An 11,913-nucleotide genomic window follows, 5' to 3' on the forward strand; every position below is an offset into this window, starting at 1 on the left:
CGTTTATGTGCAGCTTCGCACTAAATAGAGGCCTGATAGCCCAGGCGCTGAGTCAGATAGTCCCCGTCGTGCTTCGGGCGTTACCAGGGAGATAAGCAGGACGTTATCACGCGCGGTTCACCAGCCAGTTGTGCTGTCTGCCAGCTGTCAGGCAGCGACGCCAGCTTTCTCCACAGACGACGATTAACTCGTTCACTTACTTCACCAATAATCCTTGTCAGCGTGGAGGCGGCGGGCAGTCATTTAAAACGGTGGCAGAGAAAACGGGCATATCCCGCGCCACGTATTTCCGTCTGAAACGAAAATCAAAAGCAATTCATTCTATTGATCTAAATCAATAAAAAATCAAGTAGTGTTTTCTCCATAAAGGAACAGAAAGTGATAATTCCCCCTTTAATCACGAAAAGGAGTTCACAGAATGGCAATACCTGTTTATTTATGGCTGAAGGACGATGGGGGAAATCCCGTCAAAGGCTCTGTTGATGTGCAGCAACGCGAGGGAAGCATAGAGATAACCGCGCTGGCTCACAGCGTATCTCTCCCCACAGATGATCTGTCCGGTAAGATAACGGCCACTCGCGAACATGCTCCCTTTATCCTCACCAAAGCGCTGGACTCTTCCAGCCCGTACCTTTATCAGTTCGTCAGCGCCGGGAAGCTCTTAAAATCTGCCGAGCTTAAATTCTATCGCATTAATTACGCCGGACAGGAAGAAGAATATTTTAACGTACTCCTTGAGAATGCCCGCATTACCTGTGTCGTCCCCTTTATGGAAGATGTTAAAGACCCGGACTACGAACGTCACGATCACCTTGAATTGCTCGAAATGACGTATGAAAAAATCACCTGGAAATATCTGGACGGCAATATTATTCACTCTGATTCCTGGAAAGAGCGCAGCGCGGCATAGGAGAACAACACATGGCATGGATATACCACCAATTTTGACACAGACCTCTGGCGAAAGTTATGGCCGCTCTTTATTTCGTATACACGGGGAAAGGAAGCCGCCGAAAGTACCTGGATTCGCCTCTGAGGGTTGCATAATACCTAAACCGGTTATTCGCACAAAAATCATTCAGTCAACAGATAAAACGCTGGAGGTAGTGAGATGATTTCGCGGATCATCTTGCTGACAGCCTGCATTCTCTCGTCCTCCTGCATGGCATCATCAAATGAATGGAAAGCTTATATCCAACTGATAGAGCAGGCAGACAACAAAACGCTCCATGCGTTTGCGGGGAAAATTGACAGTATTGGTGATACCCTTGATGCTGATCATACAGAGGAATTGACTACAGCTCTTAGCGTGGCGTTGATTAAAGATCCAATATCTGTGATTAACGCAACCAACTCGCTGGACAAGAGTACCGACTCCTTAAAGCAGCGGTTCGGCACATCAATGGTATGCGGTATACCTTTAATCACACATGCAAATCAGATGAAGATTGATGAGTATTTCGCGAAGGCAGTACCCGTGCTGGAAAAGGCTGGAGCTGCTGCCGCAGAATGTCTGAGCAATATGCGTGACACGATTGACGAGGTCAGACAAGAAACCGCACAAAACCCAGCAAAGTAATCCTCAGAACAAACCTGGCGCTTGCCGGGTTTTCTTAACGAATGCCTGATTAATTAAATTTAATTTAAAACAATACCTTATGTTATTAGCGTGGTTTTTTACACGGTTTACCCTCAAACCCCATTATCTGCTCCGGATACAGACCTTCTACGGCAGTACGCCGCGATGTCGGTCTCACTGAGTGTGGCGGTCTCGATAATCACCGCCAGGCGGGCTTGCGCCGGGCACTGTTCGCTGTTTTTGTCTGCACCCGGCACCGATTTTCCCCTTCTCTTGCCTGACTACGCCAGTTGTAGAGAGTCGCTTCCGATATCCCTTCCATTTGCGCAACTGCGGAGACCGTCATGTTGTAGGGAGGGAGTAATTTGGCCTGTGTGGTAGCCTTTCGTTTCGGTGAAATGCGTTTCATACCATGGCCCCATCGCCCCATCGCCCCATCGCCCCATTAGCGTATTTGATGGGGTTGACACGTATCCTGACACTGGGAAATATACAAGATTATGAAGTTTTTCAACATTTGTTAATGATTCATTTTCTTTCTTTTTATGACAGGCAAATTTTACTGCCCATCTATTATTATCAGAAACGACTTTAGATAACACATCTGCTTGAGCATAAAAAATCATACACTTAATAGATACAGAGTAGACAGTTTAAGTTTCATCTTTATTCCTTCATTCGTGATAAATAACTAATTCCAACCTTTTCCTAACACACCAGAAAAATAGTTCATCAGAAGATGATCGGCAGCACTAAAAATATATAGAGATGCATTATAAAGCAGTGTTTTATAATTAAAAAAATCAAATGAACCCAGATAACAATGCTTTACTGAGGATATAAATAACTGCGCTTAATAGTAGATCACTGAAGGGAACTCAATCCGGTTTGAGCGATCTGATCAATCGCCAAACATCACAAATCATCACAACCGGACTGAGTTATGCCGATCATAGCACCGATACCCAATAATGAAAGACGCCAGATGGAAAAAATTGTCCATAAAACAACAGATAAAAACCATTCCAGACGCCTTATGGCCATGCTGATGTTGCATCGTGGTGAATCGCTCAGTTATGTCGCTAAAACCCTGTGTGCAGCGCGTTCCTCTGTCGGTCGCTGGATTAACTGGTTCACATTATTTGGTATCGAAGGTCTAAAAAGTCTTCCGGCCGGACGTCAAAAAAAGTGGCCAGTGGAAGCGATGTTGCGCATGCTTGATTTACTGATTCAGCGCTCTCCTCAGGACTTCGGGTATCTGCGGTCACGGTGGAGCACCGAGATGTTAACGATTGAACTTAATAAGTTATTTAACTCAACGTTGCATCCTGGCTCAGTTCGCCGTTGGTTACCCGGGGCGGGAATTGTCTGGCGAAGAGCGGCTCCGACACTGCATATTCGCGATCCTCACAAAGAGGAAAAACTGGCAGCGATTGATGAAGCATTAGAAAAAAACTGCGCTGACCATCCGGTCTTTTACGAGGATGAAGTGGATATCGATTTGAATCCCAAAATCGGCGCTGACTGGCAGAAAAAAGGGCAGCAAAAACGTATACCTACGCCGGGAAAAAATGAAAAGCATTACCTTGCAGGAGCCCTTCATGCGGGAACAGGCCGGGTGGACTACGTCAGCGGGACAAGTAAGAACTCAGGTTTATTTATCAATATTTTACGTAAGTTGAAAAGCACATACCGCAGTGCAAAAACAATTACGCTAATCGTTGATAATTACATCATTCACAAGAGCAAAAAAACGTTGAAATGGTTGAAGGATAATCCGAAATTTATTGTTATTTATCAGCCAATTTACTCTCCGTGGATAAACAAAATAGAGCTCTTATGGTTGGCCTTGCACGAAACCGTCACGCGCAATCATCGCTGCAAAACAATGTGGCAATTATTGAATAATGTCAGACAATTTATGGAAGTCGCTTCACCTTTCCCTAGCAACAAACACGGGCTAACGAAAGTGAAGCGGTATTAAGCGCAGTTATTTATTCTTTAACTGTATCATCAATACTAATTGTAAAGCAATCGTCAGCATACTGAATTCTAACATAACAAGCAGTGTTTATAGGATTAACAAATCCTTTGCATAAAGTATCTCCCCCATTATTGACAAACAACCTAATCCTCCTAACCTCTTTGTTCTTCAGCACTTTACCAGGCAAGGCATTATCGCCGACGTTGTTATTCACGATATTAATGGTCATTGATCCTACTCACGTAATGAAACCCGGTTGCGCATATAGCCAGTGGGCATACCCTGTGGCAAACTTACGTTTTCTCAGGCACAGGGAATCTGCTCAATGTCCGAAAGCCATGCTACCTGTCTGTTCACAGAAGGCCGGATAACGCTTCCTGACCAGTATCAGGACCGCACGGTTAATGTTTTTACTCTACCCGGCGAGAACGCCCCCGCATTTAACATCTCACGAGATACCCTCAGTAATGGAGAGGTGCTGCAAGACTATATTGACCGCCAGACAGCGCTCATGGATAAACATCTTAAAGGATGGAAACTGTCTCTGCGCGAAGCAGCCGTGCTGGGGGAAAATATTGCACACGGTGAATGTGTGCATGCCAGCTACTTTCGTGATAACCAGAAGGTCTTTCAGCAGCAGGCCGTCTTTAATACAGCGGAGAAGCATATTCTGGTGTTCACTATGTCCCGTGTGGAAAAAATCAGGGACATGGACAGCCAGTGCTTTCAGGCACTCCTCGGCAGTTTTCGGTTTAACACCTGACAATTAAGGAACGTTGTTATGTTTGAAGCGGCACGCGTGGGCGATGATATCGGCCATTCTCATGCGCTGGCAGGGATGATTGCCGGAACGATTGTCGGTGGACTGATTGCGGCTGCCGGTGGCATTGCCGCCGGGGCAATGATGATTGCCGGTCTCGGTGCGTCCTGTCTCGGCATTGGCGTCCTTCTGGTCGGGGCCAGCCTGGCGGTGGGATACCTGACCGGTGAACTGGCGACGGCAGCACGGGACAGTATTGCGAATGCGGACGCGGCCAGCATCCAGAAGGAAGGCGTTATCGCCACCGGCTCGCATAACGTGTTCATTAACGGCAGACCTGCCGCCATTGCGACCAACAGCATGGTGGAATGCGCTAAGGACGGTGGTTCACAGCAGATGGCCGAAGGCTCCTCACGCGTATTTATTAACGGCCTGCCTGCTGCCCGCATCGGTGACCAGACCACCTGTGGCGGAAAGGTCATGACCGGTTCAGGGAACGTGCGCATTGGCGGTGAGCCGGAACAGACACTGCCGATACAGTCTGAAGTCCCTGAAAAACTGTATAAAGCCTCTGACCTGACGTTGTTATTTGCCGGGCTTATCGGTGGCGCAGGGGGTGCCGCGAAGGCCGGGGCGCTGGCGAAGCTGTTCAGTAAAATCCCGGGTATCAACAAACTGGCCCGTATCGCCTGCCGCGCCGGCGTGCTGATGACCGGTGCCGCTGCCGCGGGCATCATCGCGCGTCCGGTGGATATCGTCAGTGGGCAGAAATTCCTCGCGGGCGATGACGAGCTGGACTTTGTATTACCCTCCCGTCTGCCGGTGGTCTGGCAGCGTTACTGGCGCAGTGGCAATCCCGGCGACAGCGTGCTGGGCCGTGGCTGGTCACTTTTCTGGGAAACCCGCCTTGAACGGTATCAGGACGGGCTGGTATGGCGTGCGCCTTCGGGAGATTACATTTCCTTCCCGATGGTGCCAAAAGGAGAGCGAACCTTCTGTGAAACCGAGAAACGCTGGCTGGAACATCATCAGGACGACAGCTGGTCACTGTATGATATCAGCGGCGAGCGCTGGCATTACTCATCCCTGCGGGACGATTCCCCTTCCCTGCCGCTACGCCTCACAGAACCCTGTGGTAACGATATTCTTTTTGACTGGAACGACGACCATACCCTGCATGCGCTCACCGACAGCGCCGGGCAAAGTGTAGTCTGCCGCTACACAACCGTCAGCGGACAGGTTCGCCTGACCGGGGCCTGGCTGGATGATGAAATCTGCCTGGTCAGCTACGGCTTCGATGATAAGGCCAGGGTGATTAGCGTCACCGGACGCGGCGGTCAGGTACGCCGGCGTTTCAGCTGGTATGACGGCCGGCATGGCATGGATTTACTGCGCAGCCATGAGGACAGCAACGGTCTGCTGAATGAATATCTGTGGCGGAACATTGATGGTCTGCCGCGCGTGGTGGCATACCGCAACAGCGCGGGTGAGCAGCTTGATTTTGAATACGATTTTGAAAACGGCACCCGTCGTGCCACCCGCGAGGATGGCGCACAGGCACACTGGCTGGTTGACGACGATAATAACGTCGCACGTTTCACAGATTATGACGGTCGCCAGACCAGCTTCGTTTACCGCGACGGTGAGTTATGCGATGTTATCCTGCCTGACGGAGCCATGCGGCGCAGCCAGTGGGACCGTTATGGCCGCCTGACGTCAGAGACCGACCCGGCAGGCCGCACCACAGAGTATTACTGGTTTCGCAACACTGACCGCATCGCCCGCACGGTTTTCCCGGATTTAACAGCCACACAGGCGACATATGATTTAAACGGTCGCCTGCTGTCGGAAAGCGACGCGCTGAATCACTCCAGCACTTACCACTATCCTGACGACGAAGAAACGCTGCCGGACCGCATCACCGATGCCAGTGGCGGTGACGTGCTGCTGGTGTGGAACCGCCAGGGACTGCTGACACAGCGCACCGACTGCTCCGGTAGCGTAGCCCGCTTTACGTATGACCGCTTCGGTCAGCTCCTGAGCAGCGAGGATGCAGAAGGTAACGTCACCCGGAGGGAGTGGAACGATGCAGGCCAGCTTACCGCCGTTATTCGTGCCGATGGCAGTCAGGAAACGCTACTGTGGAACGAACACGGACAGCTCAACGCCTGGCGTGACCCGCTGGAAAGCGAAGTGTCCTGGACGTATAACCGCCTGGGCCAGCCGCTCAGTCAGACCGGCCGCAACGGTATCATGCGTCGCTGGCACTATGATGCACGAGGCAATCTGCTGCGTCTGGAAAACGGCAACGGCGGTGAGTACCGGTTTACTTATGACCCCTCAGGACGTCCTTTAAATGAGATTCGCCCGGACCACACATCCCGGCAGATGGAATGGAATGAACGGGGACTGCTTACCACTCTTATGGAAAGCGGCAGACCGGACAACGATGGCGGCATTCCCCGGCGTGTTCAGCAGTTCAGCTATGACAGCAGCGGCCTGCTGACCTCCCGGACAACCCGCGATGCCCGGTACCATTACCAGCGTAACAACATCGGGAAGCTTACCGGCCTGACGCGCACGCCGACCGCTGAAGGCGTGGCGCTGGGAATTGAAGCAGATGATATTCAGTTTACCTTTGATGCAGCAGGAAAACTGCTCACTGAACAGGGGGTGAACGGTGAACTGCATTACGACTATGACGCCCTGGACAACCTCACCGCGCTGACCCTGCCCGGCGGGCAGCAGATAAGCTGGCTGCACTACGGTTCCGGTCACGTCAGTGCCATCCGCTTTAATCAGCAGACGGTCAGCGAATTTACCCGCGACCGCCTGCACCGGGAGGTGTCCCGCACTCAGGGAACCCGTGAACAGACCCGCCAGTATGACAGTCTGGGCAGACGTACCCGGCAACGCAGTATCGGCGGCTTAGCACCCGACCTGCCGGAACAGGCTATCTTCGAACGCGCCTTCAACTACACCAGGCGGGGAGAACTCTCTGACGTCAGCGACACGCTGCGTGGCAACACCATTTATGGCTATGATGAGGAAGGTCGTCTTCTCAGGCACTACGAAGCCCGCCCGGACCACAGCACCAGGACGTTCCGTTACGACGCCGCGGATAACCTCCTGCCGGATAATGACCTGTCTGCCCTGCCGCTGACGGATAACCGCCTGACGCACTGGCAAAATCTGTTTATGAAATACGACGGGTGGGGAAACCTGGTCAGTCGCCGTAGCGGCCTGCATGAGCAACATTACGAATACGACGCGGAAAACCGGCTGATACAGGCAGAAGGCACCGGCCCGCAGGGCCGCTTTACGGCACGCTACCATTATGATGCCCTGGGCCGTCGCATCCGTAAAACCGTCACCACGCAGCGTGGCATCACTGAGACCCGCTTCCTGTGGCAGGGCTTCCGACTGTTACAGGAACAGCAGCAGAACGGTCAGTATCAGACATACATATACGACCCCAAAGAGGCATACAGCCCGCTGGCGCGGGTTGACCACCTGCGGGACGACAGTCGCGGAGAGATTCTCTGGTTCAGTACCGACCTGAACGGTGCCCCGCTGGAAATCACTGATGAACAGGGACAGCTCCGGTGGAGCGGGCATTACGGCAGTTTTGGCGAGGTTACCCGACAGACGGCAGGTTTTCACAAAATCGTGCAGCAAACTGCCCTGCACCATCAGCCGCTGCGCTATGCCGGGCAGTATGCTGACAGCGAAACCGGGCTGCACTATAATCTGTTCCGGTATTACGATCCGCAGGTCGGACGCTTTACGGTGCAGGACCCGATAGGGCTGGCGGGTGGGGTGAACCTGTATCAATATGCACCAAATCCGCTTAGCTGGGTTGATCCGCTGGGGTTGAGTAAGGAGCTGGTGACATTTTGGCCGCCTAACGATGGTGCTTTCGGGCCGGTAAAAGTTTCGGTTTTGGAAAAGGGAACATTAATTGACCGTTATGGTTATCCCGGTGGTAAATATACTTCTCCGGTCGGAACCCCTTATTCAATGAGAGCATTGGCTCCAGGAACGGAAACTAAACCATACACAGTTTATAAAGTTATGAAGCCTATTCCAGGAGTGCTTGAAAGTAAAATAGCACCCTGGTTTGGTGAGGTTGGTTTAGGTACGCAATACCTTTTACCCGAGTCAGTGCAATCTTTAATTGATTCCAAACATTTAAAAGTAGTTAAAACAGGAAGGAACTGTGGATAAGTCTGATTTAATGAGTATTTTATCTTCAATGAAGATACCAAGAGATAGTTATTCAATTGGTGTTATATCCAATGAATCTTTGTGTCTAATTTATGAAGGAATGCTTTGGAGAATATTTTATAGCGAAAGAGGGCAGCGTACTGAAGAGAAATTTTACGCTAACGAAGAAGACGCATGTAAAGAATTTTTAGCAAGATTAAAACATATGCTGGGATAATAAATATAAATAAGCCGGAAGAGATCCCCCAAAGATCCTTCCGGCTTTTACCTTCACGCCAGCATGGCGATCATCCGCTGCTTAGCCTGCTCCAGCTCCTGCTGCTGCGCCTTTAGCTGCTGTTCCATTGCCCGCAGCCACCTCTCCTCGCGGCTGTCGGGGATCAGCAGCAGACAGCCGTCCAGCACCGTCTGGCTTACGCCGGTTCCCACCGCAAAACCCGCCTCCGCCAGCCATTTGCACGTGACGCTCACCTGTGGCGTATCGCGATCTCCGCCTTTCGGGCGGTAGCCGACGGTAAGGTAATCCCCCCCAAAAAACCGGTGTGTCCATAAGTAGAGTTTTCTCGTAATCTGAACCGGGGAGATTTCTATGAAAAAATCACGTTTTACCGACAGCCAGATAATAGCCATCCTGAAGCAGGCCGAAGCCGGAACGCCAGTGGCTGAACTGTGCCGCGAGCACGGCATGAGCAATGCCAGTTTCTACAAGTGGCGTTCTCGCTTTGGCGGTATGGATGCTTCCATGATGGCCCGACTGAAAGAGCTCGAAGACGAAAATCGCCGTCTCAAAAAGATGTATGCCGAAGAACGACTCAAAGCCGAAATCATTCAGTAAGCCATGGCAAAAGGGTGTACCGGATTTACTGCGAGTTGTCGCTGAACATGCGGATCAAACCGCAAAAAAGACTGAAACGGAATAAACCTGAACTGCTGGCTGTGCCTGAAAACAGCAACGAATGCTGGTCGATGGACTTCATGCATGATCAGCTATCGGATGGCCGTTCCGTCCGTTTACTGAATGTTATCGATGACTTTAATCGTGAGGCCCTGGCCATTGAGGTGGATTTTTCTCTGCCTGCAAATCGTGTGGTGAGGACTCTCGAGCAACTCATTGAATGGAAAGGTAAACCGGCAGCGAAACGATGCGATAACGGGCCAGAATATACCGGTAAGATACTGATATCATGGGCGGCTGAGCAGAATATAACACTTCGCTTTATTCAGCCCGGTTACCCTCAACAAAACGCTTATATTGAGCGATTTAACCGGACGGTGCGTTATGACTGGCTGGGGCAGCACCTGTTTACATCACTGGAGGAGTTGCAGAGCTATGCCACGCGATGGCAATGGTTTCATAATCACGAACGTCCGAATATGGCGCTGAATGGCTACACGCCGATGCAGCATAGACAACGCACGATCTGATTCTACTTATCACCTACGTTAAGAATGGGGGGATTACCTCAGCCTCTGCTGCATACTGATCCGACCAGATCGCGCCGCTTGCAAAATCGCCTGATAAAACGAAAATGGTTTCCATAATGTGAAAACGAAGGGATCCGCTATGACCACGCCAGCAGTTATCAAACGCGGCAAGAAACCCCGCGCCGCCCAGGCGCAGCCCGCCCAGCCCGCCGGCCAGGTCCAGTCGCTGACCCGCGGCCTGAAGCTGCTGGAGTTTATTGCCGATGCCCACGGCAGCGTGGCGCTGACCGAGCTGGCGCAGCAGGCGGGATTACCCAACTCGACTACCCATCGCCTGCTTACCACAATGCAGCAGCAGGGATTTGTCCGTCAGGTGGGCGACCTCGGCCTGTGGACCATCGGCGCACACGCCTTTGTGGTGGGCAGCAGCTTTTTGCAGAGTCGTAACCTGCTGGCGCTGGTCCACCCGATGCTGCGCAAGCTAATGGAGGATTCGGGAGAGACGGTCAATCTGGCCGTGCTGGACATTAGCGATCGTCAGGCAGTGATTATCGATCAGGTGCAGTGTACCCAGCTGATGCGCATGTCTGCCCCCATTGGCGGCAAGTTGCCGATGCATGCTTCCGGCGCCGGCAAAGCCTTTCTGGCCAACCTCTCCGAGGCGCAGGTCAGCGAGCTGCTGCACCGGCAGGGGCTGCATTACTACACGCCGCGCACCCTGATGTCGCCGCACAGTCTGAAGGAGAACCTGGCACTGGTGCGCAAGATCGGTTTTTCCTTCGATGATGAAGAACACGCCCTGGGGCTGCGCTGCGTCGCGGCCTGCATCTACGACGAACACCGCGAGCCCTTTGCCGCCATCTCCATTTCCGGCCCGGTGTCCCGCGTCACGGATGACCGCGTAACCGAGCTGGGCGCGCTGGTTATCGGCGCGGCGAAGGAGATAACCCGTGAATATGGCGGGTCGAGGTAACGTACGGTTTCAGGCGAGTCACCCGGTACTGCGCGGTATTGTGGCGGTGATATGCCGCCGCTATGGCGATATATGCGGTCACCATGACGGTACGGCATAAACCTGCGCCCTGATTAATAACGCCAATTAACGGCTGTTTGAACAGCTGAGGGGCAAAAATACCGGATTGCCAGCATCGTAAGCCTGGTGCTGAATAACCTTCCGAACAGCGGCGAGGTAGCGCTGTGCTATCAGCTGCGCTCGCTTGACCTGACGGCATGCAGAGCGAGCTATGCCGCCACGGTTGAGCCACATGATATGGATGAGATATTGTCCCTGGTGGTCGATCTTATCGATCCGCGCTGAACGTATCCTGAGCGGGGCTTTGCTGAATAAATCAGATTTTGGATAAGCATCCCCATAGCCGGTTACTGCTCTCAGGAAATACGCACACTTTCTGGCATTCCTGCCTTCGTCATTTTGTTCAGCGCACGCACCATGGCCAGAGACTCTGCAACCTGACCATGGTTGATAAGAGCGTTGTTGTCGCTGCGCCAGTTAGTGATTCTGAACTTCTGCATGTGCTTTCACGTCTGCAACAAATTCATCATCATTAAACAGCAATGACGAGCAGTTCTTTTACTGTGACTCTGCCCCAAAACCTCTGCGGCAAACCGCCTGTTGAGGAAACCATCAAGCGCGGCTACCGTCGCCACCCTCCCGATCGGGCTGCTCTTTTATCAGAAACACTAACTTATCGATTCTGAGACCAGCAAAGATAAGAGCAATGCTCACCCACGCCTTTTCCCTTCAAAATTACTGAACTCATCAGGGTCGTTCTGGAAACACCGGGTGTTTTCAGCGCTCCACATCCCTGCGGGGCTTCCACAGCACTTACTTCTGCGGCGTAAAACCAGCAATTCGTGCGGCTTAGCGCGCTCAATGAAACATCTAGCAAACAAAATACATACATTAAAATAATATAA

General features: G+C 51.9%; 10 protein-coding genes and 2 pseudogenes. 9 read left to right on the forward strand and 3 right to left on the reverse strand.

The window, feature by feature from the left end:
- The first annotated feature begins 418 nt into the window (after nt 1-418).
- Complete coding sequence (tssD, locus tag AC4PCC_RS19925) at nt 419-910, forward strand: type VI secretion system tube protein TssD (RefSeq protein ID WP_345829927.1); 492 nt, start codon at nt 419-421, stop codon at nt 908-910.
- A 201-nt stretch (nt 911-1,111) separates the two neighbouring features.
- Nucleotides 1,112-1,579 (forward strand): hypothetical protein, encoded by a 468-nt coding sequence (locus AC4PCC_RS19930; protein WP_492125673.1) that lies wholly within the window; start codon nt 1,112-1,114, stop codon nt 1,577-1,579.
- 199 nt (nt 1,580-1,778) lie between these two features.
- Here AC4PCC_RS19930 and AC4PCC_RS19935 read toward each other — a convergent pair whose 3' ends face one another.
- Nucleotides 1,779-2,009, reverse strand: coding sequence for a transposase (locus tag AC4PCC_RS19935; protein WP_492125674.1), 231 nt, complete (start codon nt 2,007-2,009; stop codon nt 1,779-1,781).
- A gap of 513 nt (nt 2,010-2,522) precedes the next feature.
- On the opposite strand from AC4PCC_RS19935, the gene AC4PCC_RS19940 reads away from it, so the two are divergent.
- From AC4PCC_RS19940 to AC4PCC_RS19955, 4 genes are all read left to right on the forward strand, one after another.
- Nucleotides 2,523-3,563: an IS630 family transposase gene (locus AC4PCC_RS19940; protein WP_492125675.1), complete on the forward strand. Its 1,041-nt coding sequence runs from the start codon at nt 2,523-2,525 to the stop codon at nt 3,561-3,563.
- 325 nt (nt 3,564-3,888) lie between these two features.
- Nucleotides 3,889-4,326, forward strand: coding sequence for a DcrB-related protein (locus AC4PCC_RS19945; protein WP_492125201.1), 438 nt, complete (start codon nt 3,889-3,891; stop codon nt 4,324-4,326).
- 18 nt (nt 4,327-4,344) lie between these two features.
- Nucleotides 4,345-8,550 (forward strand): glycohydrolase toxin TNT-related protein, encoded by a 4,206-nt coding sequence (locus tag AC4PCC_RS19950; RefSeq protein WP_492125676.1) that lies wholly within the window; start codon nt 4,345-4,347, stop codon nt 8,548-8,550.
- The gene (locus AC4PCC_RS19955; protein WP_492125677.1) at nt 8,543-8,767 is read left to right on the forward strand and encodes a hypothetical protein; all 225 of its coding nucleotides are present in this window, start codon (nt 8,543-8,545) and stop codon (nt 8,765-8,767) included. Before AC4PCC_RS19950 ends, AC4PCC_RS19955 begins: the two co-directional genes overlap by 8 nt.
- A 53-nt stretch (nt 8,768-8,820) precedes the next feature.
- Here AC4PCC_RS19955 and AC4PCC_RS19960 read toward each other — a convergent pair whose 3' ends face one another.
- Nucleotides 8,821-9,120 carry a SymE family type I addiction module toxin gene (locus AC4PCC_RS19960; protein WP_492127580.1) on the reverse strand — a complete coding sequence of 100 codons (300 nt, stop codon included), beginning with the start codon at nt 9,118-9,120 and terminating at the stop codon, nt 8,821-8,823.
- A 19-nt stretch (nt 9,121-9,139) separates the two neighbouring features.
- On the opposite strand from AC4PCC_RS19960, the pseudogene AC4PCC_RS19965 reads away from it, so the two are divergent.
- From AC4PCC_RS19965 to AC4PCC_RS19975, 3 genes and pseudogenes are all read left to right on the forward strand, one after another.
- A pseudogene (locus AC4PCC_RS19965) lies at nt 9,140-9,975 on the forward strand (IS3 family transposase).
- A gap of 139 nt (nt 9,976-10,114) precedes the next feature.
- A complete protein-coding gene (gene iclR / locus AC4PCC_RS19970; protein WP_492125678.1) occupies nt 10,115-10,948 on the forward strand; it encodes a glyoxylate bypass operon transcriptional repressor IclR in 834 nt (277 codons plus the stop codon).
- Nucleotides 10,949-11,134: 186 nt separating this feature from the next.
- The gene (locus tag AC4PCC_RS19975; protein WP_492125679.1) at nt 11,135-11,293 is read left to right on the forward strand and encodes a hypothetical protein; all 159 of its coding nucleotides are present in this window, start codon (nt 11,135-11,137) and stop codon (nt 11,291-11,293) included.
- Between the two features lie 71 nt (nt 11,294-11,364).
- Here the strand turns inward: AC4PCC_RS19975 and AC4PCC_RS19980 are convergent.
- Nucleotides 11,365-11,451, reverse strand: a pseudogene (locus AC4PCC_RS19980) (hypothetical protein); the annotation flags it as partial.
- Nucleotides 11,452-11,913: the final 462 nt, after the last annotated feature.

The sequence above is a fragment of the Erwinia sp. L03-1 genome, assembly GCF_058686115.1.

Coding starts and splice junctions, on each gene's coding strand:
- tssD (WP_345829927.1), top strand. CDS start 419: ATGGCAATACCTGTTTATTTATGGCTGAAGGACGATGGGGGAAATCCC.
- AC4PCC_RS19930 (WP_492125673.1), top strand. CDS start 1,112: ATGATTTCGCGGATCATCTTGCTGACAGCCTGCATTCTCTCGTCCTCC.
- AC4PCC_RS19935 (WP_492125674.1), bottom strand. CDS start 2,009: ATGGGGCGATGGGGCCATGGTATGAAACGCATTTCACCGAAACGAAAG.
- AC4PCC_RS19940 (WP_492125675.1), top strand. CDS start 2,523: ATGCCGATCATAGCACCGATACCCAATAATGAAAGACGCCAGATGGAA.
- AC4PCC_RS19945 (WP_492125201.1), top strand. CDS start 3,889: ATGTCCGAAAGCCATGCTACCTGTCTGTTCACAGAAGGCCGGATAACG.
- AC4PCC_RS19950 (WP_492125676.1), top strand. CDS start 4,345: ATGTTTGAAGCGGCACGCGTGGGCGATGATATCGGCCATTCTCATGCG.
- iclR (WP_492125678.1), top strand. CDS start 10,115: ATGACCACGCCAGCAGTTATCAAACGCGGCAAGAAACCCCGCGCCGCC.